Below are 24,146 nucleotides of genomic sequence, written 5' to 3'. Positions count from 1 at the left end.
GGATCAGGGTCCGTCGGGTCCGCTGACCATGATCGACGCGGTCCCGTCGGGCTGGACATCGATCTCGCCGCCGACGAGGAACGGCACGTCCTCGCTGACCTGGGTGATCGATCCGTCGAAGAGCGAGCGGATGTCGACCTCGATGTGCGCCACGGCCTCGCTCGGGACGATCTTCCATCCCGCGCCGTCGGGCTCCACCTGTACCGTCGGCTGCCGCGCGATCGACCAGGCCGGCAGGGAGTCGATGCGGTCCTGGACGTAGTAGCCGAACGGGCACGCGGTGGGCTGCAGCACCTCCTGGGTCGCGCACGACGTCAGGAACTCCTCCACCTTGTCCTGCACGACGGCGACGAACTCGTCGGTGGCTTCGGCCTGGACGGCGACGGGAAAGCGGTGGAACGGACTGTCCGACAGCACCGCGACCCCCGGCGTCGCCGAGATCGCGGTATCGACCGAGACGGCGTACAGCCCGGGTGAGAAGACGAGCATCGGCAGCGGCGCGAGCGGGTCGACCTCCACTCCGTCGGCGGAGACCTGCCGTTTGTCGACCTCGAACCCGTTCACCGCGAACTGCATCGACCCGCGGACCTCGAGGTCCATCACGGCGAGCGGGCTCGTGGCGAAGCGCCACGTCGGAGCGATGCCGATCGAGCCGTCGCGCTCGACGTCGAATGTGGTGGTGCCGCCGTGTCCCGCGGCCTCGTACTCGACCGTGACATGGGTGACATCGCCGTCGGGCTGCTGCGACACGACGCGGGCGTCCTCGAGCGGAGCGAGCGCGGCCGAGCGCAGCAGCGCCTCGGACGCGGTCGCCGGCAGCCCGGCCGCTTCGAGCTCCGCCGAGTCCACCGCGACACCCGGCAGGGCGAGCGCCTCGACGGCGCGCCCCGCCGAAAGCGCCGAGAGATAGCGCTCCACGAACGCGGAAGGACTGTAGAACTGCTGCTGCATCGCACCGACAGCCGCGATCACCGCAGCGATCAGCAGCACGCCGACGACGGCCAGCATCGTGAGATCGAAGGCGAGGCCGCGACGGCCATCGCGCACCCCCGCCTCTTGGTCCACGCCTCCAGTCTAGGAACTCCCCGTCCCAAGGCGAACCCGCCTGTCACGGATCGTCCACGGATCCGCGCTTCCGGGCCGGGAGGCGGCATCCGCTGGCTACCATGAATCGGTGAACACGCCCCCGTTGTCCGCCGAGCAGGAGGCGCTGTTCCGGCTCATCGAAGACACGCACGAGCACGTGTTCGTGACCGGCCGGGCGGGCACGGGCAAGTCCACGCTCCTGCAGCACCTGGCGTGGCACACGTCGAAGCAGATCGCGGTGTGCGCACCGACCGGGGTCGCCGCTCTCAACGTCGAGGGGCAGACGATCCACTCGCTGTTCCGCCTGCCGATCGGCCTCATCGCGCAGGGTGAGATCGATCAGTCCGACGCGGCGCGCAAGATCCTCAACGCGATCGACACGCTCGTCATCGACGAGATCTCGATGGTCAACGCCGATCTGATGGACGCGATCGATCGCTCCCTCCGGCAGGCGCGCGGGCGCCGGGCGGAGCCCTTCGGCGGCGTGCAGATCGTCATGTTCGGCGATCCGTATCAGCTGGCGCCGGTGCCGCCTCGCGGCGACGAGCTGCGCTACATCCGCGACCACTACCGCTCGTTCTGGTTCTTCGACGCGAAGGTCTGGGTCGGAGAGTCGGCCGGCGACGGCATCATCGACATCGGCTCGTACGGTGCCGATCTCCACATTCGCGAACTGGTCGACATCCACCGGCAGTCCGACCCCGCATTCAAGGCGATGCTCAACGCGGTGCGCTACGGGCGCGTGACCGCCGACATCGCCCAGATCCTCAACGACACGGGCGCGCGCACGCCTCCCGACCCGAACGACGGCGAGCATCCGATCATCACGCTCGCGACGCGCAACGACATCGTCAACAGCATCAACCGCCGCCACCTCACCGAGCTCGTCGGACGCGAGCAGACCGCGGTCGCCGACATCAGCGGCGACTTCGGGCGGGGGGATGCCGCGTACCCGGCCGACGTCGAGCTGAAGCTCAAGGTCGGGGCGCAGGTGATGTTCCTGCGCAACGACACGCAGTCCTATGGCGAGCCGCCGCGGTGGGTGAACGGCACCATCGGGACGGTCACCCGCATCGCGGGCGGCAGCGTGCGCGTCGAGGTCGAGGAGCAGGAGTTCGACGTCGAGCCGGCGGTGTGGGAGAGGTTCCGGTACGCCTACGACGCCGGATCGAAGTCGCTCTCCCGCGAGATCGTGGCGGAGTTCACGCAGTTCCCGCTGCGCCTCGCGTGGGCCGTCACCATCCACAAGTCGCAGGGCAAGACCTACGATCGCGCCATCGTCGATCTCGGGTCCGGCGCCTTCGCGCCCGGGCAGACGTACGTCGCACTGTCGCGTCTCACCTCGCTCGACGGACTCTATCTCTCGCGCCCGCTCCGGCCGTCCGACATCCGCGTCGACCCCGACGTGCAGCGCTTCATGGCCGGCGTGCGAGCCGGGCAGGCCGCGCAGGCGTGACTGCGTGCGTCAGGCGACCTGGGAGGCCTTCGCCGCGGCGAGATCGTCGAACAGCTCGGTGTTGAACCGGTAGGCGAGGAGCACCTCGTCGATCACGCGCTCCTGCTCCGCGGCATCCCAGGGCGCCGCATCCAGCTGGTCGCGGTAGACCTCCTTGAACGCCCTCGGGTCGGCGATGTCGTCGAAGAGGTAGAACCCGATCCCGTTGGTCTCGAAGCCGAAGCGCCGTGCCATCAGCCGGCCGATGAACTGGCCGCCCGACAGATCGCCGAGGTAGCGCGTGTAGTGGTGTGCGACGAAACCGCCGGCCCACGTCGCGCCCACCTCGTTGATGCGGTCGACGTAGCGCCGCGTCGTCGGGAGCGCGGTGATCGACGCGCGCCAGTCCGGCCCGACGAGGAACTCGAGGTCCGCCTCGAGGGCGGGGAGGCGAGTGAGCTTGTCGCTGATGAACACCGCGGCGACGGGATCGTTGCGCATCTGGTCCGCCGTGCGCTCGAGCGCCTCGTAGACGAACCAGTGCTGGGCGACGAGGGCCACGTAGTCGTCGCGGGTGCCCTCGCCCTTCATGAGGTCGGCCATGAAGCCCGCGTGCTCGCTCGACGAGTGGGCACGGCTGGAACGCTCACGCAGTGCGGTCGAGAACGGGATCGGGTCGCTCATGCGCCCATTGTAGGAGGTTTAGGGTGTCCTAACCCATGCGGATTTCGGATCACGCATGCGGCCGCGGCTCGACCCCCAGAAGTCGGCACGCCTCGTCGTACAGCGCGACGATCTCGCGGCGCACCTGGGGACGCTCGGAGATCGCCCCGCCCGGCCACGCCGCACGAACCTCGACCCGCCCGCCGTCGGGCACGGTCGCGAGCCACGTGCCGCCGTCGCCGTCGAATCCCGTCATCTCCGCGGCGACGATGTCGTCGCGGCCGAACGCGCGCGCGATGAGGAGGTTGTCGTCGGCGTGGTCGCCGTTCATGTGTCCGAGCACGCCGGCGCGCACCGCCTCGTCGAAATGATGGGTCATCGCTCCAGCCTAGGAGCGCAGTGCGGTCGGTACGGCGCGCGTGTGTTTGAATCTATGCAGATCATCGGGGGGTGAGCATGCGGGCCCAACCCAGGACGCGACGTGCCGTCATGGCGATCTCTGCTGTGCTCGCGGCGGCGTTGGCTCTCACCGCCTGCTCCCCCGAGCCGGATGTCGAGCTCGAGCTTCCGCCGCAGGCCGAGGTCGCGCTTCCCGAGGCCACGGTCGAGCAGCTTCAGGATGCCGTCACCAACGCGATGACGTCGGCCGGGGCATCCGGTGCCATCGTCGGGGTGTGGGCCCCATGGAGCGGCAGCTGGGTAGCCGGGATGGGCACGCAGGGACCGGCCGACGGAGCCGCCGAGGTCACCGCCGACATGCAGTTCCGCGCCGGCCGCATCACTCGGCCGATGATCTGCGACGTTCTCTACGGCGCGGCAGCCGAGGGCAAGGTGAGTCTCGACGATCCGGTGTCGGAATGGGTGGCGAGCGTTCCCGTCCTCGACAACGTGACCCTGGAGCAGCTGTGCGACAGCACGTCGGGCATCGGCGCGTACGCACCCCATCTGCAGCCGCTGTGGCTCTCGAACCCCGAACGAACCTGGAGTCCGCGTGAGCTCGCGAGCTTCGGACTCGGCGAGAAGCGCACGACGGAGCCCGGGGCCGCCTACCGCGATTCCGACGCGGGTTACGTGCTCCTCGGTCTCGCCCTCGAACATGCTCTCGGCGCGCCGGCGGCGGAGCTCATCGACGAGTACGTCGTGCAGCCGCTCAACCTCGACCAGACGCACCTCGGCGCTCTCACGAGCGACCGCGTGCTGGAGGGGCTCTTCTCGCAGCCCGTCGAGGGCGGCAAGCGCGACTGCATCGCACCGCTGGATGTCACGGACGTCTCGCCCTCGAGCGCGTACACCGACAGCGGTGTCGTGAGCGATATCGAGGATCTCGGTCGCTACGCCCAGGCGCTTGCGACCGGTGCCCTCCTGCCCGATGCGGACGATCGGTTCGCCGACCCGGTGCCTGCGGGCGCGAACGCTCCTTCGTGGAACACGGTCGCCGGAGGCGCCATGCAGGCGGGCTCGCTGATCGGTCAGTACGGCTCGGTCCCTGGGTATACGACCGCTGCCTTCTCCGACCCCGAATCCGGGCTCACCATCGCTGTGGTGCTCAACAACTCGGCGGGCGGTGCCGGTTTCGGCGCCTACCTGGCCTGGGAGCTCGCAGCGATCGCGTCGAAGGCTCCGGCTGCAGCCGGCGAGGCCGCGCCCGAGGCCGGACTGCCCTGGACGGCCGAGCAGTACCACGCGGAGATCGTCAAGCGCGCGATCTGCGCCCCGGCGGCGTGAGCGCTCGGGCCTCCACCGGCATCAGCACTCCGGCGATCCTCCTGGTCGTCGCGGGTCTCGCGTGCCAGGAGGTGGGTGCCGCGATCGCGGTCCTGCTCTTCCCGAGCGTCGGCCCCCTCGGCATGGTGATGCTGCGTCTCGTGTTCTCGGCTGTCGTGCTGCTCCTCATCGCGCGTCCTGCCCTCCGCGGGCACTCGCGCTCGGCCTGGACGGGCGTCGCGCTGTTCGGCCTCGTCCTGGCGACCATGAACGGGCTGTTCTACCTCGCGCTCGAACGACTGCCGCTCGGCGTCACCGTGACGATCGAGGTCCTCGGGCCGCTCGTCCTGTCGATCGTCGCCGCCCGTCGCGCATCGGCGTGGCTCTGGGCGGTCGTGGCGTTCGCCGGCGTCGTGGCTCTCGGCGGCGGCGGGTGGGACCGCCTCGACCCGCTCGGAGTTCTGTTCGCCCTCGGGGCCGCGGCGAGCTGGGCGTTCTACATCCTCGCCTCGGCCCGCGTCGGGCGGGAGTTCCCCAAGCTCGACGGCCTCGCGCTCGCGATGGCCGTCGGCGCGGTGATCGCGCTGCCCTTCGGCATCGCCGACGCCGGATCCGCGCTCCTGCGCTGGGAGATCATCGCTCTCGGGGCGGCCGTGGCCGTGCTGTCCTCGACGATCCCGTACGCATTCGAGCTCATCGCGCTGCGTCGCCTGCCCGCGGCGGCGTTCGCGATCCTCATGAGCCTCGCGCCGGCGACGGCCGCGCTCGCCGGGTTCCTCTTCCTCGGGCAGCACCTGTCGTGGCTCGAGCTGGTCGGCATCGCGCTGGTGATCGTCGCGAGCATCGGTGCGATCCGCTCCTCTGCGCGCGCTGCCCGCGAGACAGCGGAGCCGCTCGCCTGAGCACGCGCTCGCTCCACGGTGCTTCGGGCCGGCCACCGTCCGGGGCCGCAGCTATCCTCCCGTCATGGCCAAAGGCGAAGTGAAGCCCGAGCTGCACGTGGACACGGTCGCGGAGTGGGAAGCCTGGTTGCAGTCGGACCCCGATCCGGGTGGGGTTCGCCTGAGGCTGCGAAAGAAGGCGACGACCCGGCCCGGGATCACGTATGCCGAGGCGCTCGATGTGGCGCTGTGCTTCGGGTGGATCGATGGGCAGACCCACGCCCTCGACGCCGACTACTTCCTGCAGAACTTCACCCCACGCCGTCCGCGAAGCATGTGGTCGAAGGTGAACATCGCCCATGTCGCTCGGCTGATCGAAGAGGGCCGGATGCGTCCCCAGGGCCAGCATGAGATCGACCGGGCGAAGGCGGACGGGCGATGGGACAGCGCGTATCGGCAGCGCGATGGCGACATCCCCGTCGAGTTGCAGGACGCCTTGAACGCAGATCCGGAGGCAGCCCAGGCCTTCGCAGCGCAATCCGCGCAGAACCGATTCGCGATGGCTTTCCGCGTGGCCAATCTCAAACGGCCGGACTCGCGAGCCTCACGAGCAGCCCTTTACGTCGAGATGCTCAAGCGGGGCGAGACGCTTCACTGACGCCGACCGGTCGCAGGTCGCCCGGCACCGGATCGTCAAGCACCCGGCACCTCCTGCAGCGCGCGCACCTCGATGCGACCCTGCAGCGCTGTCGCCGCCCTGACCGTCCACTCGATCGCCGCTGCTTCGTCGGCAGCCTCGATCAACCAGAAGCCGCCGACGTAGGCCGGTGCCTCGACGAAAGGCTCGTCGAGCACCCGGGGCGCGCCCGACGAGACGTCGACTGTCTTCGCAGTCGACGGCGGATACAGGCCGCCCGCGAACAGCAGCGCCCCCGATTCCTCGAGGGCGGCATTGAACTCGGCGACAGCGGCAAGCGCGGCCTCGAGCTCGGCAGGGTCCATCGTTGCCATCGTCGGCTCCTCGACGGAGTCGTGGGGCACGGTGAGGAAGTACTTCGTCATCGGTTGATCCTTCCGTCGTGGGCGCTGTGTGCGTCCGCTCAATCAGGACGTCGAACGGGCGACGCTCAGATCGACATCCGGCCGAGTCCGATCAATGCATGCATGCTCACGCGGTGTGGAGGGGATGACGGGAATCGAACCCGCGCTATCAGCTTGGGAAGCTGAAGTTCTGCCATTGAACTACATCCCCGGCAGGCCTTTCGGCGTCCGGCAAGGATAACAGAGCGGATGCCGCGCTCATCCGCCCGACGCTCGCCTGCTCCCGCGAGGAGGGCGTTGGGTCGGTGCTGGTGGCGCGGGTGCGGAAGCGGGCGCCGCGGGCGCGAGGGTCGGTCGGAGAGGCTCCCGACCGGTCCGTCGTCGAGGTTCATCGCCCTCGGCTAGAACGGTGGTGGGTCGGTGCTGGCGCGGAAGCGAACGCTGCTGGGCGGTTCGTCGAGATGGACTCGGCCAGTGGGGCTGGTCCATTCGAGGGTCCCGTCAGACCGTTGCGTGACTGTCCAGTCGGTGGCGTGCTTGAGGGAGTGGTGCCGGCGGCAGAGGTGGGCGAGGTTGCACGTCGAGGTGGCGCCGCCGAGCGCCGCATCGGTGGTGTGATCGATGTCGCAGCGGTGCACTGGCATCCGGCAGCCGGGGAATCGGCATCGTTTGTCGCGGGCGCGCAGGTGGCGGCGCTGCTGTTCGTTGGGCCGGTAGCGGTCGACGGCGAGGACGGTGCCGGTGACGGGGTGGGTGAGGATGCGGTCCCAGCCTGCTGCGGTGCCGGCGAGGTGTCGTGCCGTTGCCGTGTCGATCGGTGCCTTGCCGACGAGCTCGGCGGGACCGGCGTGGCCGGCGGGGCCAGCGCGCTCGACGGGGCGGGCGGTCCCGTCGCGGTCGCCGAGCAGTGTCAGTACTGGGACGACGACCTGCACAGTGCCGGTGATGGGATCGGGGGAGCGCGGCACGGCGGTCGGATCGGCCGCGAGCAGCAGATCGGCGAGCACATCGGCGCGGACCTGTTCGATCGTGCGGTGATCGGCTTCGACGGTGCGGTGATCGTCCCCGCTCGTTGCCGCGCCGGGATTCCCGGGCGCCGGGCGCGCGTCGACCACGGTGTGCGCGAACCGGGTGAGTCGATCGCGGATGGCGTGGGCGATCGCGGCGGGGAGGGTGGCGATCAGTTGCGCCATGCCGTCGTCGAGATCGACCACCCATACCCCGCGCCGGGTGCTGGCGTCGCGGCGGGGAGGGTGGCGATCAGTTGCGCCATGCCGTCGTCGAGATCGACCACCCATACCCCGCGCCGGGTGCTGGCGGCGGCGTGGCGCACGTCGATGGAGGTGGGGTGGAGTCGGGCGGCGAGGGTGCGCAGCAGCGGTCGCAGCCTGCCGGGGGTTTCCCGCTCGGCCAGCGCGACGGCGGCCGCTTCGAAGTCGGCGCGGGCCGCGGCATCGGTCATCATCGCGCCGGTCTCGAGGATCACGCCCACGTGGGCCCGGTCGATGCGCCCGGCGCCCAGCGCCCGGACGGTGAGGGGGAAGTCGCCGGTCAGCACCGATGCTTCCCCCATGCGCCGTTGCACGGTGCGGTCGCTGGTGCGGGTGGCGGTGCCGATCTCGGCGGCGATCGAGCGGCGTGGCATCTCACGTGCCCGGCTGTCGCCCGAGGTGAGCCGCGCGGTCTGCTCCTCGGCCAGCGCCTCGGCCGCCGCGAGGAACGTCAGCTCCAGCGCGTGCAGCGCCGCGATCGCGGTGCGCGTCTCGGCGATGCTCGTGACCAGCGAGTCGAGCACAGCGAGCTCGCGTTCGTCGATCGTGGCTGCGGTGGACATGACTCCAGCTTGCCGAGAGCCACCGACATCGGCGACAGAAAAGCCCAGGTCACCTGTCAAAAGTCACGCTACCGGCACTCCTGTGGAGGAGGCGGAAACATCGACCTGGGGAGGAAGCGTCGCCGGATCGCGGAGAAAGTGACTCCGGAACGGCGGGAGTCGTGTTCCGGTCCCACACGGCTTCCGTCATCCGCCCGGAACGCCCGCGCCCCCCCAGTAGGCTGGCCCCGTGCTGCTCAGTGACCGCGACATCCGGCTCGAAATCGACGCGGGCCGCATCGGACTCGATCCCTGGGACCCCGCGATGGTGCAGCCGTCGAGCGTCGACGTGCGGCTCGACCGCTACTTCCGGCTGTTCGACAACCACAAGTACCCGTTCATCGATCCGGCAGAGGACCAGCCCGAGCTGACACGCCTCATCGAGGTCGACCCGACGGAGCCGTTCATTCTGCACCCGGGGGAGTTCGCGCTCGGGTCGACGTTCGAGCAGATCACCCTGCCCGATGACGTCGCCGCGCGTCTCGAGGGCAAGTCGTCGCTCGGTCGCCTGGGCCTGCTGACCCACTCCACCGCCGGCTTCATCGACCCGGGCTTCTCGGGCCACGTGACGCTGGAGCTGTCCAACGTCGCGACGCTGCCGATCAAGCTGTGGCCGGGCATGAAGATCGGCCAGGTCTGCTACTTCCGGCTCACGTCGCCCGCCGAGAATCCCTACGGCAGCGGGCCGTACGGGAACCGCTACCAAGGGCAGCGCGGGCCGACGGCATCCCGCTCGTTCCAGAACTTCCACCGCACCGACGTGGGATCCACCGAAGCCGGTTCGCTCGGCGGGTGAGCTCGGCGGGTGAGCGCTGCGCGGCGGAATACGGCGGGGAGGCGATCGGGGCGGCTCCGCCGAGGTGGCGGAGCCACCCCGATGGCTGCCCCAGCATCATCAGGCGCAAGGCGACCACCGGTCGCGCTTACCCCAGTCCGCGGCCCGTGTCCCCACACGATGCGGCCGCGATCAACCCGATGGCTACTGCATTTCGCAGTATAGGGATCTGCGCGCCCCACGTCGACTATCGTTTTTTTCGACGGAGGATGCTGTACCAGACGGTGAGTTGACGATGACCGCCCAGCTCGCTCGGGGGCTGTCGGCACCACACGTGGGGGTGTGAAGATGGACGTCCGCGGCAACGATGAGCTCCGCGCTCTGCGCGAGCGCGCGTACGGACCCGACGCCGATATCCACCTCGATCCCGTCGCGCAGGCGCGGCTGCGCGAGCTCGAGACGGTGCCGCCGATACCGGATGCCGCGCCCCCGACTGCCTCGACGCCCGAGGACGAGCATCCCCCCGTCCGGGCCGACGAAACGTGGAATGTGGAGCCGCGCGACCAGGCGCCGTTCCCGACGTCCCCACCTCTGGCGGAGGCTGGTCGGCACGCGGGGACGGACGGTGCACAGGAGCCGGACGGTGCACGGCCGCCGGACGGTGCACGGCCGCCGGACGACGCGGAGCCGCTCGCGGACACCACGGTCGCCCGTGGGACCCTGTCGCGCCGCACGATCTGGGTGTGGGCGGCATCCGTCGCTCTCGCCCTCGTGGTGGGCGCAGGGATCACGATGGCGACGTCATCGTTCGGCGGCATTCCGGTGGCGGTGCTTCCCGAGGTCGAGATCACCGAATGGCCGACGAACATGTTCGGGGACCCGCAGGAGGGCGCACGCGTCTTCGAGGTGTTCGAGGGCACGCGGGTGCTGGTGGTGCCCAACGCGTGGGGAAGCCCCGACTCCGAGATCGTCTGCGTGTTCGTGGTGCGTGGCGAGAGCGAGGACGGCTCCGCGGCGGCGAACGAGATCCTCACCACGGGGTGCGGGGCCAGCGCCTTTGCGCCGACGGCGTCCTTCACCGTCACCGAGCGATCGCCCGCCGCGCTCCGCGACCGCTTCCCCATCGGCACCGGTGTGCGCGTCACGGTCGAGGGCGACGAGGTCCGCGTCTTCACGCGGTCGCCGTAGCCCGCTCAGACTCCGACGAGCAGCGCCAGCGACGTGTCTCCGCAGGCGAGCACGGCGCCACCGGCGATGGGGACCGGATCCACGGCAGCACGCCGGATGGCGTCGACGAGTCCCTCGGTGCGCAGGATGGAGCCCGGTTCGCGGCGGGCATCCGTCGACGTCACGACCCGGCCCGACGTGTTCACCAGCGTCGCGGGTGTCGCGCCGGCGCGCATCGCGGGCAGCAGCTCCCGCTCCAGCCGGTCCACCAGAGCGTCGGCGCCCACCACCCCGATGATCCGGCCGCCGACTCGCACCGGCGTCGTGACGGTGACGGTGTAGTCGTCGGTGCACAGGTAGTCCACGTACGGACCGGTGAGGTGCCTGCCGCCCGTCGCCGTGGGCACTCGCCACCATTCCAGCGTGGTGTAGTCGCGGAACTGCTCGTGCGACGGGTCGTCGATCGTCGCCAGGCGGCGCAGCTCCCTGCCGGTCCCGCCCAGCCACCAGGCAAGGTGCCACTCCGCGTCGTCCAGCACGCCGGGTGTCGCCACGAACCCGGCACCCGTGAGCAGGGTCTCTCCCGACACGGCCGGTACCGCGAAAGTCTCGACGAGCGGATCGATCTGGGCGGCCGTGAGCGCGGCATCCGTCAGCTCTGCTTCGAGTCGGTCCCGCCAGGCGTCGATCATGGCGAAGATGCCGTCGATCGTCGCGGCGACGTGTGCGACGACGTCGACGTGCGACCGGGTCGTGGTCGTGGTCATGGTGAGCCTCCCGCGTCGATACGTGCTCGTTCGTCGATCAGCCACTCGAACGCGCCGTCGATGTGCGCGATCGTCGCTGCGCGGGCAGCCTCCGGTGCAACGTCCTGGATGGCGGCGATGACCCGGGTGCGCGCGAAAGCGCTGCGGTCACGGTACTCCTGTTCACGCAGGCACATCCAGAGCAGCGGAGCGGCCTCGCTCTGCAGGCGCATCTCCTCGTGCACGAGGCGGGGCGACTGGCTGACGGCGGCGACCTCGAGCTGGAACCGGCTGACGGCACGCCGCGCGCCTCCTGCGGTCGCGAGGTCGGCACCGGCGGCCAGCCGCGTGAGGCTCTCGACATCGTCCTCGCTCGCCCGGCTCGCGGCCGTCTCCGCGGCGGCGCCGGCGATCGCGGACACGTGCAGGGCGAGGTCGCGCAACTCGATGCGGCTCGTGTCACGCAGGCGCAGCGACACCATCCGCGCCGCCGTCTCACGGTCGTAGGTGACGAAGCTGCCGCCATCGCGGCCGCGGCGCGTGAGGACGAAGCCCTTGTCGCGCAGGCCCTCGAGCGCTTCCCGCGCCGTCACGAGGGCGACGCCCAGGCTCTTGGACAGGTCGGATTCGTTCGGCAGGCGCTCGCCGTCGTGGAGGACTCCGCTCACGATCGCGTCGGTCAGTCGCTGCTCGACGAGCTCCGCGCGGCCCGTGCCGTCCAGCGGCGAGAAGACGACCGCGCGCGCCGCGTCGACGCGTCCTGTGGCGTGCGGCATCAGGTCCTTCCCGGTGCGAAAAGCCCGTCCTCTCCAACCGTGACATGACCGTAACACGCGGGGTGATCTTTTGACATATGGATCCATATGATTTAGTTGCATCGACATCGAAGGAGAGGTCAATGACCGAGCTGCAGCCCGCCATCCGGCTGACCGGACTCACGAAGGAGTTCGGCGCCGTCACGGCGGTCGATCACGTCGACCTCGAGATCGGCGCGGGTGAGTTCTTCTCCATGCTCGGCCCGTCGGGTTCGGGCAAGACCACGGTGCTGCGGCTCATCGCCGGGTTCGAGCAGCCGACGAACGGCACGATCGAGCTCTTCGGCCAGGACGTCACGAACAAGGCGCCCTTCGACCGGGACGTCAACACGGTCTTCCAGGACTACGCGCTCTTCCCGCACATGTCAGTGCTCGAGAACGTCGCCTACGGACTGCGCGTCCGCGGCGTCGGACGCACCGAGCGGCGGAGGCGCGCGATGGCGGCGCTCGAGGCGGTGCACCTGGAGCAGATGGCCTCGCGAAAGCCCGCGCAGCTGTCAGGCGGACAGCGACAGCGGGTCGCCCTCGCACGAGCCACCGTCGTGCAGCCGAAGGTGCTGCTGCTGGACGAGCCGCTGGGCGCGCTCGACCTCAAGCTTCGCGAGCAGATGCAGGTCGAACTCAAGCAGATCCAGCGCGACCTCGGGATCACCTTCATCTTCGTCACCCACGACCAGGAGGAGGCGCTCACGCTCTCCGACCGTGTCGCGGTGTTCCACGACGGCCGCATCGAGCAGCTCGGCACGCCGTGGGAGCTGTACGAGGAGCCCGCCTCGCGGTTCGTGGCCGACTTCGTCGGCACGTCCAACCTCTTCGACCACGACCGTTCGACCTCGCTCATCGGGCGGGCCGGCGAGCACTCGATCCGCCCCGAGAAGCTCACGCTGCGCGCGCAGGCGGCGACGGGCGAGGGCGAGCGCTCCGCCCCCGGCACGCTCGTCGAGTCGATCTACATCGGCACCGGCATCCGTCGTGTCATCGACCTCGATGCCGGGATGCGCGTGACGGTACTCGAGCCCAACGACCGCTCGCGGACCCCCGACGACCGCGGTGACCGCGTGCACGTGACCTGGCACGACTCCGACGTCGTGTCGCTGATTCCGCCCGGCACGTGAGCCGGCACAGACCGCGGGGCGCCGCCCCCGGAGAACACAGCAATTCCCGCACCGAGAGAGGAACACCCATGATGCACTCATCACGCGGTCGCCGCTTCGCCGGCACCGCGCTGGCGATCGGAGCGATCGCCGTCCTGGCGGGCTGCGGCACGTCGGGCGGCGGCAGCGCCGCACCGTCCGAGGAGGCTGAAGAGCTCGGCGAGTACGAGGGCTCGGTCTCGATCCTGGCGTGGCCCGGCTACGTCGAGGACGGCAGCAACGACCCGGCCGTGGACTGGGTCACCGGATTCGAGGAGGAGACCGGCTGCGAGGTCGCCTCGAAGACCTACGGCACCTCCGACGAGGCGGTCAACCTCATGAAGACGGGCGACTATGACGTGATCGCCGCGTCGGGCGACGCGACACTTCGCCTGATCGCCGCCGGTGACGTCGCCCCCGTCAACACCGACCTCATCCCGAGCTATGCGGGCATCTACGACTTCCTCAAGGAGAAGGAGTGGAACTCGGTCGACGGACAGTCGTACGGCGTGCCGCACGGCTACGGCGCCAACCTTCTCCTGTACAACACGGATGTCGTCTCCCCGGCGCCCACCTCATGGGACATCGTGTTCGACGGTGCGAGCGAGTACTCGGGCAAGATCACGGCGTACGACTCGCCGATCTACATCGCGGATGCCGCGGTGTACCTCATGGCGCACCAGCCGGAGCTCGGCATCCAGAACCCGTACGCCCTCGACGAGGAGCAGTTCACCGCGGCGGTCGACCTGCTCAAGGCCCAGCGCGAGCACGTGGGCGAGTACTGGTCGGACTACCTCAAGGAGATCCAGGCGTTCGAGACCGGTGACTCCGTCGCCGGCACGACGTGGCAGGTCATCCAGAACGTGCTCGCGGGGAGCGACGCGACCACCGAGGTCGTGCTGCCCGAGGAGGGTGCGACCGGTTGGTCGGACACCTGGATGATCGCGTCCGAGGCGAAGAGCCCGAACTGCGCATACGCGTGGCTCGACTGGATCGCCAGCCCCGAGGTCAACGCCCAGGCGACGGCCTACTTCGGCGAGGCGCCGTCGAGCCAGGAGGCATGCGACTACCGCGACGACTGCGAGGCCTACCACGCCGGTGACGAGGAGTACGCGTCGCAGATCTGGTACTGGACCACACCCATCGCGGACTGCGTCGACGGTCGCACCGACGTCGAGTGCGTCGACTACTCGAAGTGGACCGAGGCCTGGACCGAGATCAAGGGCTGACGCCCGACCGACCCGGGGGCGGCGACGCGAAGCCGCGCCGTCCCCGGTCTTCCCGACACGATGAGGAACCCGTGACGACCGACACCATCCCCTCCGCGCAGCCCGCGCGCACGCCGGAGCCGCCGACGCCGAAGCGCCCGTGGACGCGCGGGGTCTCGTCGTTCCTCACGACGCATCCGCGCACGCGGCTCTCGCTGCTGCTGGCGGCGCCGTTGTTCTGGCTCGTCGTGGTGTACATCGTGGCGCTCGTGCTGCTGCTGGTGACGGCGTTCTGGCGTGTGGACCCGTTCACCAACGAGATCGTCATCGACTGGACCCTCGACAACATCATCACGGTCGTCACGGGCACGCTGTATCAGACCGTGACGCTGCGGACGGTGGGCGTGGCACTCCTCGTCACGCTGATCGACGTGGCGATCGCGCTGCCGATCGCGTTCTACATGGCGAAGGTGGCGACTCCGCGGATGCAGCGCATCCTGGTGATCGCCGTGCTCATGCCGCTGTGGGCGAGCTATCTCGTGAAGGCGTACGCCTGGCGTTCGGTGCTGTCGCAGGAGGGGATCCTGGAATGGATGCTGGCACCCTTCGGTCTGCACACGCCGGGGTACGGTCTGCCGGCGACGGTCATCACGCTGTCCTACCTGTGGCTCCCCTATGTGATCCTGCCGATCTACGCGGGGCTCGAGCGCGTGCCGGACTCGCTGCTCGAGGCGTCGGCTGATCTCGGCGGCAGGACGTGGCGCACGCTCGGCAGCGTCGTCCTCCCGCTCGCGTTCCCGGCGATCATCGCGGGCACGATCTTCGCGTTCGCGCTGTCGCTCGGCGACTACATCACCGTCAACATCGTGGGCGGGGCGAACCAGATGCTCGGCAACCTCATCTACGCCAACATCGGCGCGGCGGGCAACCTGCCGCTGGCCGCGGCGATCGCCCTGATCCCGATCGTCATCATCTTCGGCTATCTGGCCCTCGTGCGGCGCACGGGCGCCCTGAACAACCTCTAGGACGGGGCATGCGACTCTCAAGGCCGGCGCGGGCGATCCTCGCGATCGTGACGGGCGTGATCCTGTTCGCCGTCTACCTGCCGCTGTTCGTCGTGCTGGTGAACTCGTTCTCCACGTCGACGTCACTCACCTGGCCGCCGCCCGGCTTCACCCTGGAGTGGTGGGGCAAGGCCTTCCAGAGCGCCGGAGCACTCGAGGCGGTGCTCACGAGCGTGCAGGTCGCGATCATCTCCACCGTGATCGCTCTGCTGCTCGGCACGCTCATCTCGTTCGCCCTCCAGCGGTTCGAGTTCTTCGGGCGCGAGTCGATCTCGCTGCTGATCATCCTGCCGATCGCCCTCCCCGGCATCATCACGGGCATCGCGCTGAACAACTTCTTCCGCACGATCATGGGCGTCCCGCTGTCGATCTGGACCGTCGTGATCGCCCACGCCACGTTCTGCATCGTGACCGTCTTCAACAACGTCATCGCCCGGTTGCGTCGCACCGGCACGAACCTCGAAGAGGCCTCGGCCGACCTCGGCGCCGGGGTCTGGACCACTTTCCGCCTGGTGACTTTCCCGCAGCTGCGCTCCGCCCTTCTCGCCGGCGGCATGCTGGCCTTCGCGCTGAGTTTCGACGAGATCATCGTCACGACCTTCACCGCCGGCTCCGGCGTGACGACGCTGCCGATCTACATCCTCAACAACATGTTCCGGCCCAACCAGGCGCCCATCGTCTCGGTCATCGCCGTCGTGCTGGTGCTGGTGTCGATCATCCCCATCTATCTCGCGCAGCGGCTGTCGGGCTCGGAGCAGACCCGGCGGTAGACGTGCCTCAGTGCGCGGTGCTCACGCCCACGAGGTCGTGCACGAGCACCGCAGCGGCACGCGCGCCCTGGCCGGCGGCGACGATGAGCTGCTGCGGACCGGGGGAGGCGGCATCACCGGCGGCGTAGACCCCGGGGACGGACGTGCGCCCGGACCGGTCGACGACCAGGGTGCCGTCGGCGTCGCGGGCGAGGTCGAGCCCGCTCAGGAAGTCCAGCGCCGGCGACCACTGCGGCCGCACGAACCCGCCGTCGATCTCGATGCGGGTGCCGTCCGCCAGGCGGACGGCCGACACGACGCCGCGGTCGCCTTCCAGGTCGTCGATCCCCCGACGCTCGATGACGATCCCGGATGCCGCGAGCTCGGCCTCCTCGACGGTGTCGACGACGTCGGCGCCGTTCGTGAAGACCGTGAGCCGGTCGGTCCAGCGCGCGATGAGCCGGGCGCGGGCGGCGAGATCGGGAGTCTCCCCGATCAGGGCGAGCCGGCGATCCTGCAGCTCCCACGCATCGCACGCCGCGCAGCTGAAGATCGTCATGCCGTAGAACGCGCGCAGGCTCGGCACGCGCGGGAGCGTCTCGCGCAGCCCGGTGGCGATGACGACGGACCGCGCGGCGACGGCGGGGGGAGTGCGCTCCGCACGCCCCTGCAGCGGAGCGATGAATCGCATGCCGTTCTCGGAATCGATCGGCAGCAGGCCCGTGACGACCGCCCGGTCGTACACCGAGACGGCGGGATACGCTCCCAGCTCAGCACGGGCGAGCTTGCGCAGCTCCAACGGCGGAATACCGTCGCGGGTGAGGAATCCGTGGGATCGCAGGGTGGCCGCATTGCGGGGTCTCCCGGCGTCCACCACGACGACCGAGGTCCGCGCACGACCCAGGTTGAGTGCGGCCGACAGCCCCGCCGGTCCCCCGCCTATCACCACCACGTCGACCTCCACAGACGGCGTCGGCGGTGTGTATGCCGATTCAGTCATGCGCCTCTCCCTGAGGCGGGAGCTCGGCGATGACGGGGTGGTCCATGTGGATCACGCCGATCTTGGCCGCGCCGCCGGGCGATCCGACAGCCGGGATTGAGCCTGTCGAAATCTCGAAGAACTCGACGTTGGCTTTGTAGTAGTCCTGCCACTCGTCGGGCAGGTCGTCCGGCTCGCAGGCGCCGCAGTCGACGCACTCGTCGGGATGGATGTACAGCGATCGTTCGCCCTCGTAGATGCAGTCGACCGGGCACTCGTCGATGCAGGCACGGTCCTTGACATCCACGCAAGGCAGCGCGATGACGTACGTCACGATCCGATCAGGGCTCCCGCGCGCGACACCGCGACCTGCTCGGCGCGCGGCACGACCTTGACGCGCTCGCGGGAGTGCACGTGGTTCTCGCCGAGCTCCCGCTCGTGGGCGTCCAGCGCGAGCCATCCGTCCCACGTCGTGTACGCGACGTCGCGCTCGTCGAGCAGCTCGAGCACGTCGACGTCGACCGTGGGCGCCCCGAGCAGGCCGGCGCCGGCATCCGCCACGAGGTGGGCGATCGTCTCCATCGCGTCCGACTTCGTGTGGCCGATGAGTCCGACCGGTCCGCGCTTGATCCAGCCCGTGGCGTAGAGCCCGCGCACGACCGGGGCGTCCGCGTCGCCCGTCGTCGCGGCATCCACGACCCGTCCTTCGATGTTCGAGACGACGCCGGCGCGCGCGTCGAAGGGCGCATCGACCACGGGCGTCCCGTAGTAGCCGACCGCGCGGTAGACCTGCTGGACGGCGATCTCGCGGAACTCGCCGGTGCCCTGCACGGTCCCGTCGCCGACGGGGCGGGTGCGCTCGAAGAGCACGCCCTCGACCCGGCCGTCGCCCAGGACCTCGACCGGCGAGTGGTAGAAGTGCAGATGCAGCCGGCGTGAGGCGCTCGTCGACTCGCGCGTGCGCCAGCCGTTGAGGATGCGCAGCATGACCTTCAGCTGGTTGTTCGGCGCAGCCGCAGGGTCCGCGTCGGCGAAGTCCTCGTCGTGCACGACGATGTCGACGTCGGGCACCTCGCCGAGCTCGCGCAGTTCGATCGGGGTGAACTTGATGTCGCCGGGGCCGCGGCGCCCGAACACGTGCACGTCGGTGACGGCGGAGGCCTCGAGGCCGGAGAGCACGTTGTCGGGGATCTCGGTCGGGCGCAGGTCGACGGCGTGCTTGGCGAGTACGCGCGCGACGTCGAGCGCGACGTTGCCGTTGCCGATCACGGCGACCGCGGACGCGTCGAGCGGCCACTCGGTGGGAACGTCCGGATGACCGTCGTACCAGGCCACGAAGTCGGCCGCGCCGTACGACCCGGGCAGGTCGATGCCAGGGATGTCGAGTGCGGCGTCGCGGATCGCCCCGGTTGCGAGGATGACAGCGTCGTAGCGCTCCTGGAGCTCCTCGAGCGCCACGTCGCGGCCGATCTCGACGTTGCCGATGAAGCGGATCGTGCCGGCGGCGAGCATCTCGTGCAGCGACGTGACGATGCCCTTGATGCGGGGGTGGTCGGGAGCGACGCCGTAGCGGATGAGGCCGTATGGCGCGGGCAGCGACTCGAAGAGGTCGATCGCCACGGAGCCGCCGCCCGCGGCGACCGTGTTCGCGAGGATATTGCCCGCGTAGATGCCCGCGGGTCCGGCGCCGACGATGGCGACGCGCAGGTGGGTGAGGGTCGAGGAGGTCACGTGGCGGGGGTCTTTCCGGTCGGGCGCTCGGCGGGGATCGCGAGCGGATCGAAGGTGGTGAGATCGAGGGTGGTGAGCGCGTCGGGCGCGTAGGGGCTGAGGCGCACGACGTCCCCGACGACGACGACGGCGGGGGAGCGGATGCCGCGCACGGCCGCCTGCTCCGCGATCGTGGCGAGCGTGCCCACGGTGACCCGCTGGCCCGGCCCGAAGCCGTCCTCGACGATCGCGACCGGGCAGTCGGCGCCGCGATCGCCGCGCGCGAGCGTGAGGGCGGAGTTGGCGAGCGTGCCGACGCCCATGAGCAGCACGACCGTGTGGTCGCGTCCGCCGCCGAGGTCGCGGATCTGGTCGTGTCCGGTCGCGACGGTGAACGCCGTCGCCACGCCGCGGTGGGTGAGGGGGATGCCGGCGATCGCGGGGACCGAGATCGCGCTCGTGATGCCCGCCACGACCTCCACCTCGATGCCGGCCGCCCGGCACGCGGCGCGCTCCTCGCCTCCGCGGCCGAACACGTAGGGGTCGCCGCCCTTGAGTCGCACGACGTTCTTGCCGTCGCGGGCGAGCTGCACCAGCAGGGCGTTGATCGCGTCCTGCGGCACCGCGTGATGTCCGGGCAGCTTGCCGACGTCGACGATCTCGGCGGTGAGCTCGACGCCGTCGGCGGCGAGACCGTCGAGCACCGAACGCGCGCCGAGACGGTCGGCCACGATCACGTCGGCGCCCTCGAGCGCGCGCAGGCCGCGCACGGTGAGCAGGCCCGGGTCGCCCGGACCCGCCCCCACAAGCCACACCTTCCCCCCGCTCCGACTTGCCGAGAACGCGCCGGTGTCCTCCTGGGCGCCCTCCGGGATGACATGAGTGCGTTCTCGGCGAGTGGGGCTCATCGGGTACCGCCTGAGACGAGCAGGCCGCGGCGTCGCAGCATCCGCCGCTCCAGGGGCCCGAAGAAGACGAGCTCGATCACCACGCCGATCACCAGGATGACGATGATCGTGCCGAGCACCCCGGCCATGTCGGCGAGCTCGCGGGACTGCTGGAGCATCGAGCCGAGCCCGAAGCCGATGGTGCCGCCCATCGCGATGATCTCGGCGGCCATGAGCGAGCGCCAGGAGAACGCCCAGCCCTGCTTGAGCCCGGCGAGGTAGCCGGGGAGCGCGGCGGGGAGGATCACCGCGGTGGCCAGCTGCCAGCGCGAGGCACCGAGCACCGTGCCGACCCGCCGCAGCTGGGGCGGCACCTGGTCGATGCCGGCGATGAGCCCGTTGACGATGGACGGGATCGCGCCCATGAGGATCACGAAGTACACCGTGGCGTCGGAGAGGCCGAACCAGATGATGGCCGCAGGCACCCACGCGACCGAGGGCAGCACCTGCAGTCCCGAGATGATCGGGCCCACCGCGCGACGGATCGGACGCACCTCGGCCAGGAGCAGGCCGATCGGCGTGCCGACGGCGATCGCGATGAGGAATCCGACGATGCCGCGCTCGAGGCTCGTCGCGACGGCCTCCTGCAGGCGTCCGGCCTCCCACGCGAGCCCGAGCGCGTTCCAGACGTCGACCGGGCTCGGCACCCGGTCGGGCCGCGGCTGCGCGATCACGACGTACAGCTGCCAGATGACGATGAGCAGGAGTACGAAGACGAGAGGCGGCACGACGCTCGACGCGAACCGGCGCCAGGGCCCGGGCGCGGGCGCGGCATCGGTCTGCAGGCGGTCGAGTCCGGCCTCCAGGGAACGGAGGTCGTCAGGACCGGATGCCGCGCCCGGCGTACGGACGTCGTCGGCGGTGGTCTCAGGCGGCATTGCGGCGGATCTCCTTCCGCAGCTGCTCGGTGATCTCCACCGAGAGGGCGGCGACCTCGGGCGACTCGATCCGGCGGCCCACGGTCTGCGAGATCCGCCACTCGCCGGCCACGCGGCCGGGTCGGCTCGAGAGCAGCACGACGCGCTGGCCGAGCCGGGCGGCCTCGCGCACGTTGTGCGTGACGAACACGATCGTGCGGCCGGTGGCGCGCCACACGCGCTCGAGCTCCTCGTGCAGGAGGTCGCGGGTGATGGCGTCGAGGGCGGCGAACGGCTCGTCCATGAGCAGGACCGGGCGATCCTGGGCGAGGGCGCGGGCGAGGGCCACGCGCTGGCGCATGCCGCCGGAGAGCTCGTGCGGGCGCTTCTGCGCAGCATCCGTGAGGTTCACCGTATCCAGCAGCGCCAGCGCCTTCTCGCGGCGCTCGCGGCGGGCGACGCCGCGCAGGCGCAGGGCGAGCTCGACGTTGCGCCGCGCGGTGAGCCACGGCATGAGCGCGGACTCCTGGAACATCACCGCGGCGCCGGCGGCCGGCGTCTCGATGCTGCCGGAGGTCGGACGATCGAGGCCCGCGATGAGATTGAGCAGGGTCGACTTGCCGCAGCCGGAGGCGCCCAGCAGGCACACGAACTCGCCGGGCGCGATGTCGAGCGCGACGTCGTCGAGCACGAGGGGGCCGTCCCCGAACCGCTTCGAGACCCCGTCGATCCGCACCGCGGGGGCCGCAGCCGGGGTCGGGCGGAGAACCGGTGCGACGCCGTCGAAGCTCGGGCCGAGCGGGTTCGGGACGCCGCGGCCCGGCGCCGCGTCACCCGAGGGTGACACGACGCCGGTCGCGCGGCGGGGGGTGGTGGTCACGGCGAATCTTCTCCGAGCCCTGCGGCCGAGACGGGCTCGGCTCCGGATGCCGCCAGCAGGCCGTTGAGGAGGCGCAGGTCGAACAGGCCGTCGATCGAGCCGTCCTTCTGCGTCCCGGCCTCGAGGCCGTTGGCGACGAGCGTCTCGAACGTGTCGGCGTGCGGGTCGGCCGAGAACGTCACGTGTTCGAGGGCACGCTGGATGACGGCATCCGACAGCGTCTTCCCGGTCTCGGCCTCCAGGGCGGCATTGATGACCGCGGGTGTCTCGTCGGGGTGATCGGCGATCCACTGCACGGCGGCGACGTGGCCTTCGAGGAGCTGCTCGACGACGTCGGGGTGCTGTTCGAGGAATTCGGCTCGCACGAGGAGGACGGTCGTGGGGAACTCGCCGTCGGGCCACAGCTCGGCCTCGTCGACGAGCACGTGCGCTCCTTCGTCGATCACGAGGCGCGAGACCCAGGGTTCGGGGACCCACGCGCCGTCGAGCTGACCGTCCTGGAAGAGCGTGAGGGTCTGCGCGTTCTCGGTCGGCGTGACCGCCACATCCCCGCCGCCCGAGGTGTCGGTCTCGTAGCCCTGGTCGGCCAGCCACACGCGCAGCGCGACGTCCTGGGTGTTGCCCAGCTGGGGCGAGGCGAGCGTCGTGCCGGCGAGGTCGTCCGGGCTGTCGATCCCGTCCGCGACCACGAGGGCCGCGCCCCCGGTGGCGGCGCCCGCCACGATCCGGGCGGACGCGCCGCCGGACTGGATGAAGGTGTTGATCGACGGGTTCGGGCCGATGTAGGTCGCGTCGATCGCGCCGGCTGTCAGTGCCTCGATGGCGGCGGGACCGGCGTTGAAGACCGAGGTCGTCACGTCGACGTCGCCCAGCGCATCCTCGAACAGGCCCTCCTGGAGGCCGACGAGCGCGGGCGCGTGCGTCACGTTCGCGAAGTAGCCCAGGCGCAGCTCGGTCACCTCGTCGGCGGTGTCGGGGGTGCCGGCGGCGGCGGAGGCGCAGCCCGCCATCATGGCGGCCACAAGTCCCAGTGTGGTGATCGTCGTCGCGGTGCGGATGGTGTTCACAGTTCGCCTCCTTCGTTCGGCGTTTCTCGGTGGGTGGTGCGGTGCGCGTCAGTCGCGCGCGATGCCGGCGGCGAGGGTGGCGCCGTCGGACGGATGGATGACGAGGAACGAGCCGCCGTGACGGCTGGACTCGTAGGACTCGATCGGCAGGTCGGCGGCGAGGCGCAGACGCACCCGGCCGATGTCGTTGGTCTGGAGCGTCTGGGCGGGCTCATGGGTGAGCAGATCGAGGTCGTAGCGCGACTCGATCTGGGCGACGATCGCCTGGACGGTGGTCGTGCCGTGCTTCACGAGCACCCGGCTGCCGGGGGTGAGGGGCCGTGCATCGAGCTGGAACAGCTCGGCAGCCACCTCGCGGCGCGCGGCCGGAAGCGTGCCCGCCGCGACCACGAGAGCTCCTCGGGCGGTGTCGATGTCGGCGTCGAACTCGAGCGACACGGACTGCGGTGCGACGGCCTCGTCGACGGGGGAGCCGGCCGAGCGGATGCCGGTGACCGTGGTCTGGATGCCGGACGGGAAGATCTCCACCGGGTCTCCCACGCGCACGGTGCCCGACGAGATGCGGCCGGCGACGGCGCGGTAGTCGCGCAGTCGCTCGGCGGCGGCAGGGTCGGCTGCGACGTCGGGGGCGAGTCCTCCCTGCGGCCGCAGCACGAGCTGCACCGGGAGCCGCAGCGGCTCGAGATCCTGTTCGAGCAGGTCGGCGCCGGGCAGCGTCTCCAGCAGCTCGAGCAGCGGCGACCCGTCGTACCACGGGGTGCGGGCCGAGCGCTCGACGATGTTGTCGCCCTCGAGGGCCGACACGGGGATCACGTGGAGATCCCGGATGCCGAGCTCGGCGGCGACCGAGCGGGCCTGGTCGGAGACGGCGGTGAAGGCATCCGCCGAGAACCCGATCAGATCGATCTTGTTCACCGCCACGATGACGTGCGGCACGCGCAGCAGTGCGACGACGGCGAGATGGCGGCGGGTCTGCTCCAGCACGCCCTTGCGCCCGTCGACGAGAACCACGACGGCGTCGGCGGTCGTGGCGCCGGTGACCATGTTGCGCGTGTACTGCACATGCCCGGGGCAGTCGGCGAGCACGAACGACCGCGAGCCCGTCGAGAAGTACCGGTAGGCGACGTCGATCGTGATGCCCTGCTCGCGCTCGGCGCGCAGGCCGTCGGTCAGGAGGGCGAAGTCGAAATCGCCGTGCGCGAACCCGCGCTCGGCCGACGTGCGCTGCACCTGCTCGAGCTGGTCGGCGAGGATCGCCTTGGAGTCGTGCAGCAGCCGTCCGACGAGCGTCGACTTGCCGTCGTCGACCGAGCCGGCCGTGGCGAAGCGGAACAGCGTTCCGGTGGAGGTGAGCGTCGCGGTCATT

At 70.4% G+C, this 24,146-nt stretch carries 26 protein-coding genes and 1 tRNA gene; 10 read left to right on the top strand and 17 right to left on the bottom strand.

Annotated features, from left to right (window positions below; genetic code table 11):
• Nucleotides 1–3 precede the first annotated feature (3 nt).
• Entirely contained in the window at nucleotides 4–1,065 is a 1,062-nt protein-coding gene (locus ASD93_RS12955) for a hypothetical protein (RefSeq protein ID WP_056123263.1), read from the bottom strand.
• A 109-nt stretch (nucleotides 1,066–1,174) separates the two neighbouring features.
• On the opposite strand from ASD93_RS12955, the gene ASD93_RS12950 reads away from it, so the two are divergent.
• The gene (locus ASD93_RS12950) at nucleotides 1,175–2,542 is read left to right on the top strand and encodes an ATP-dependent DNA helicase (protein WP_056123261.1); all 1,368 of its coding nucleotides are present in this window, start codon (nucleotides 1,175–1,177) and stop codon (nucleotides 2,540–2,542) included.
• 9 nt (nucleotides 2,543–2,551) lie between these two features.
• On the opposite strand, the gene ASD93_RS12945 is transcribed toward ASD93_RS12950, so the two are convergent.
• A complete protein-coding gene (locus ASD93_RS12945; protein ID WP_056123259.1) occupies nucleotides 2,552–3,205 on the bottom strand; it encodes a heme oxygenase (biliverdin-producing) in 654 nt (217 codons plus the stop codon).
• Nucleotides 3,206–3,254: 49 nt separating this feature from the next.
• Nucleotides 3,255–3,563 (bottom strand): DUF2470 domain-containing protein, encoded by a 309-nt coding sequence (locus ASD93_RS12940; RefSeq protein WP_056123256.1) that lies wholly within the window; start codon nucleotides 3,561–3,563, stop codon nucleotides 3,255–3,257.
• 110 nt (nucleotides 3,564–3,673) lie between these two features.
• Between ASD93_RS12940 and ASD93_RS12935 the strand changes: the two genes are divergently transcribed.
• The 3 genes from ASD93_RS12935 (at nucleotide 3,674) to ASD93_RS12925 (ending at nucleotide 6,427) form a co-directional block, all read left to right on the top strand.
• Nucleotides 3,674–4,909: a serine hydrolase domain-containing protein gene (locus ASD93_RS12935; RefSeq protein WP_235566957.1), complete on the top strand. Its 1,236-nt coding sequence runs from the start codon at nucleotides 3,674–3,676 to the stop codon at nucleotides 4,907–4,909.
• Nucleotides 4,906–5,790, top strand: a complete 885-nt coding sequence (locus ASD93_RS12930) for an EamA family transporter (RefSeq protein ID WP_056123250.1) — start codon at nucleotides 4,906–4,908, stop codon at nucleotides 5,788–5,790. The genes ASD93_RS12935 and ASD93_RS12930 overlap by 4 nt, the downstream gene beginning before the upstream one ends.
• Before the next feature lie 64 nt (nucleotides 5,791–5,854).
• Nucleotides 5,855–6,427: a YdeI/OmpD-associated family protein gene (locus ASD93_RS12925; RefSeq protein WP_056123248.1), complete on the top strand. Its 573-nt coding sequence runs from the start codon at nucleotides 5,855–5,857 to the stop codon at nucleotides 6,425–6,427.
• A 35-nt stretch (nucleotides 6,428–6,462) separates the two neighbouring features.
• Here ASD93_RS12925 and ASD93_RS12920 read toward each other — a convergent pair whose 3' ends face one another.
• From ASD93_RS12920 to ASD93_RS16265, 4 genes are all read right to left on the bottom strand, one after another.
• Nucleotides 6,463–6,831, bottom strand: coding sequence for a YciI family protein (locus ASD93_RS12920; RefSeq protein WP_056123246.1), 369 nt, complete (start codon nucleotides 6,829–6,831; stop codon nucleotides 6,463–6,465).
• Between the two features lie 116 nt (nucleotides 6,832–6,947).
• Nucleotides 6,948–7,021 (bottom strand) — tRNA-Gly (locus ASD93_RS12915).
• A gap of 190 nt (nucleotides 7,022–7,211) precedes the next feature.
• A complete protein-coding gene (locus tag ASD93_RS16270) occupies nucleotides 7,212–8,024 on the bottom strand; it encodes an HNH endonuclease signature motif containing protein (protein ID WP_056123244.1) in 813 nt (270 codons plus the stop codon).
• Complete coding sequence (locus ASD93_RS16265; RefSeq protein ID WP_056123240.1) at nucleotides 7,991–8,644, bottom strand: DUF222 domain-containing protein; 654 nt, start codon at nucleotides 8,642–8,644, stop codon at nucleotides 7,991–7,993. Before ASD93_RS16265 ends, ASD93_RS16270 begins: the two co-directional genes overlap by 34 nt.
• 229 nt (nucleotides 8,645–8,873) lie before the next feature.
• Here ASD93_RS16265 and dcd point away from each other — a divergent pair, with 229 nt between their 5' ends.
• Both dcd and ASD93_RS12895 read left to right on the top strand, forming a co-directional pair.
• Nucleotides 8,874–9,479, top strand: a complete 606-nt coding sequence (gene dcd, locus ASD93_RS12900) for a dCTP deaminase (RefSeq protein WP_056123238.1) — start codon at nucleotides 8,874–8,876, stop codon at nucleotides 9,477–9,479.
• 321 nt (nucleotides 9,480–9,800) lie between these two features.
• Nucleotides 9,801–10,646: a hypothetical protein gene (locus ASD93_RS12895; RefSeq protein ID WP_157536955.1), complete on the top strand. Its 846-nt coding sequence runs from the start codon at nucleotides 9,801–9,803 to the stop codon at nucleotides 10,644–10,646.
• A 5-nt stretch (nucleotides 10,647–10,651) separates the two neighbouring features.
• On the opposite strand, the gene ASD93_RS12890 is transcribed toward ASD93_RS12895, so the two are convergent.
• Nucleotides 10,652–11,392, bottom strand: coding sequence for a hypothetical protein (locus ASD93_RS12890; RefSeq protein ID WP_056123234.1), 741 nt, complete (start codon nucleotides 11,390–11,392; stop codon nucleotides 10,652–10,654).
• A complete protein-coding gene (locus ASD93_RS12885) occupies nucleotides 11,389–12,147 on the bottom strand; it encodes a FadR/GntR family transcriptional regulator (protein WP_056123232.1) in 759 nt (252 codons plus the stop codon). The genes ASD93_RS12890 and ASD93_RS12885 overlap by 4 nt, the downstream gene beginning before the upstream one ends.
• A gap of 122 nt (nucleotides 12,148–12,269) precedes the next feature.
• Here ASD93_RS12885 and ASD93_RS12880 point away from each other — a divergent pair, with 122 nt between their 5' ends.
• From ASD93_RS12880 to ASD93_RS12865, 4 genes are all read left to right on the top strand, one after another.
• On the top strand, nucleotides 12,270–13,301 hold the full coding sequence (locus ASD93_RS12880) for an ABC transporter ATP-binding protein (protein WP_056123230.1): 1,032 nt from the start codon (nucleotides 12,270–12,272) through the stop codon (nucleotides 13,299–13,301).
• 68 nt (nucleotides 13,302–13,369) lie between these two features.
• Complete coding sequence (locus ASD93_RS12875) at nucleotides 13,370–14,548, top strand: ABC transporter substrate-binding protein (RefSeq protein ID WP_056123227.1); 1,179 nt, start codon at nucleotides 13,370–13,372, stop codon at nucleotides 14,546–14,548.
• 71 nt (nucleotides 14,549–14,619) lie between these two features.
• Entirely contained in the window at nucleotides 14,620–15,552 is a 933-nt protein-coding gene (locus ASD93_RS12870; protein WP_235566956.1) for an ABC transporter permease, read from the top strand.
• Between the two features lie 8 nt (nucleotides 15,553–15,560).
• Complete coding sequence (locus ASD93_RS12865) at nucleotides 15,561–16,361, top strand: ABC transporter permease (RefSeq protein ID WP_056123224.1); 801 nt, start codon at nucleotides 15,561–15,563, stop codon at nucleotides 16,359–16,361.
• Between the two features lie 7 nt (nucleotides 16,362–16,368).
• Here the strand turns inward: ASD93_RS12865 and ASD93_RS12860 are convergent, their stop codons facing one another.
• The 8 genes from ASD93_RS12860 to ASD93_RS12825 all read right to left on the bottom strand — a co-directional run bounded on the left by ASD93_RS12860 (nucleotide 16,369) and on the right by ASD93_RS12825 (nucleotide 24,145).
• On the bottom strand, nucleotides 16,369–17,340 hold the full coding sequence (locus ASD93_RS12860) for an NAD(P)/FAD-dependent oxidoreductase (protein WP_056123220.1): 972 nt from the start codon (nucleotides 17,338–17,340) through the stop codon (nucleotides 16,369–16,371).
• The gene (gene fdxA / locus ASD93_RS12855) at nucleotides 17,333–17,653 is read right to left on the bottom strand and encodes a ferredoxin (protein ID WP_056123217.1); all 321 of its coding nucleotides are present in this window, start codon (nucleotides 17,651–17,653) and stop codon (nucleotides 17,333–17,335) included. Before fdxA ends, ASD93_RS12860 begins: the two co-directional genes overlap by 8 nt.
• Nucleotides 17,650–19,050: an FAD-dependent oxidoreductase gene (locus ASD93_RS12850; RefSeq protein WP_056123214.1), complete on the bottom strand. Its 1,401-nt coding sequence runs from the start codon at nucleotides 19,048–19,050 to the stop codon at nucleotides 17,650–17,652. The genes fdxA and ASD93_RS12850 overlap by 4 nt, the downstream gene beginning before the upstream one ends.
• A complete protein-coding gene (gene cobA / locus ASD93_RS12845; protein ID WP_414843716.1) occupies nucleotides 19,047–19,844 on the bottom strand; it encodes a uroporphyrinogen-III C-methyltransferase in 798 nt (265 codons plus the stop codon). The genes ASD93_RS12850 and cobA overlap by 4 nt, the downstream gene beginning before the upstream one ends.
• Nucleotides 19,845–19,933: 89 nt before the next feature.
• Complete coding sequence (locus ASD93_RS12840) at nucleotides 19,934–20,854, bottom strand: ABC transporter permease (RefSeq protein WP_056123211.1); 921 nt, start codon at nucleotides 20,852–20,854, stop codon at nucleotides 19,934–19,936.
• Nucleotides 20,844–21,563 carry an ABC transporter ATP-binding protein gene (locus ASD93_RS12835; protein ID WP_414843715.1) on the bottom strand — a complete coding sequence of 240 codons (720 nt, stop codon included), beginning with the start codon at nucleotides 21,561–21,563 and terminating at the stop codon, nucleotides 20,844–20,846. Before ASD93_RS12835 ends, ASD93_RS12840 begins: the two co-directional genes overlap by 11 nt.
• A 146-nt stretch (nucleotides 21,564–21,709) precedes the next feature.
• Complete coding sequence (locus tag ASD93_RS12830) at nucleotides 21,710–22,780, bottom strand: ABC transporter substrate-binding protein (protein WP_056123203.1); 1,071 nt, start codon at nucleotides 22,778–22,780, stop codon at nucleotides 21,710–21,712.
• Nucleotides 22,781–22,828: 48 nt separating this feature from the next.
• Nucleotides 22,829–24,145 carry a sulfate adenylyltransferase subunit 1 gene (locus tag ASD93_RS12825; RefSeq protein WP_056123201.1) on the bottom strand — a complete coding sequence of 439 codons (1,317 nt, stop codon included), beginning with the start codon at nucleotides 24,143–24,145 and terminating at the stop codon, nucleotides 22,829–22,831.
• Nucleotide 24,146: the final 1 nt, after the last annotated feature.

The organism is Microbacterium sp. Root180, assembly GCF_001428485.1.
Taxonomy (GTDB): domain Bacteria; phylum Actinomycetota; class Actinomycetes; order Actinomycetales; family Microbacteriaceae; genus Microbacterium.
This window is presented reverse-complemented; position numbering and strand designations above follow the sequence as displayed.

What these genes read in the sequence shown, in the direction of transcription:
- ASD93_RS16265 (WP_056123240.1), bottom strand. Translation starts at nt 8,644, where the DNA reads ATGTCCACCGCAGCCACGATCGACGAACGCGAGCTCGCTGTGCTCGAC.
- ASD93_RS12890 (WP_056123234.1), bottom strand. Translation starts at nt 11,392, where the DNA reads ATGACCACGACCACGACCCGGTCGCACGTCGACGTCGTCGCACACGTC.
- ASD93_RS12875 (WP_056123227.1), top strand. Translation starts at nt 13,370, where the DNA reads ATGATGCACTCATCACGCGGTCGCCGCTTCGCCGGCACCGCGCTGGCG.
- ASD93_RS12840 (WP_056123211.1), bottom strand. Translation starts at nt 20,854, where the DNA reads ATGCCGCCTGAGACCACCGCCGACGACGTCCGTACGCCGGGCGCGGCA.
- ASD93_RS12860 (WP_056123220.1), bottom strand. Translation starts at nt 17,340, where the DNA reads ATGACTGAATCGGCATACACACCGCCGACGCCGTCTGTGGAGGTCGAC.
- ASD93_RS12925 (WP_056123248.1), top strand. Translation starts at nt 5,855, where the DNA reads ATGGCCAAAGGCGAAGTGAAGCCCGAGCTGCACGTGGACACGGTCGCG.
- ASD93_RS12880 (WP_056123230.1), top strand. Translation starts at nt 12,270, where the DNA reads ATGACCGAGCTGCAGCCCGCCATCCGGCTGACCGGACTCACGAAGGAG.
- ASD93_RS12935 (WP_235566957.1), top strand. Translation starts at nt 3,674, where the DNA reads ATGGCGATCTCTGCTGTGCTCGCGGCGGCGTTGGCTCTCACCGCCTGC.
- ASD93_RS12865 (WP_056123224.1), top strand. Translation starts at nt 15,561, where the DNA reads ATGCGACTCTCAAGGCCGGCGCGGGCGATCCTCGCGATCGTGACGGGC.
- ASD93_RS12825 (WP_056123201.1), bottom strand. Translation starts at nt 24,145, where the DNA reads ATGACCGCGACGCTCACCTCCACCGGAACGCTGTTCCGCTTCGCCACG.
- ASD93_RS12940 (WP_056123256.1), bottom strand. Translation starts at nt 3,563, where the DNA reads ATGACCCATCATTTCGACGAGGCGGTGCGCGCCGGCGTGCTCGGACAC.
- ASD93_RS12945 (WP_056123259.1), bottom strand. Translation starts at nt 3,205, where the DNA reads ATGAGCGACCCGATCCCGTTCTCGACCGCACTGCGTGAGCGTTCCAGC.
- ASD93_RS12885 (WP_056123232.1), bottom strand. Translation starts at nt 12,147, where the DNA reads ATGCCGCACGCCACAGGACGCGTCGACGCGGCGCGCGCGGTCGTCTTC.
- ASD93_RS12920 (WP_056123246.1), bottom strand. Translation starts at nt 6,831, where the DNA reads ATGACGAAGTACTTCCTCACCGTGCCCCACGACTCCGTCGAGGAGCCG.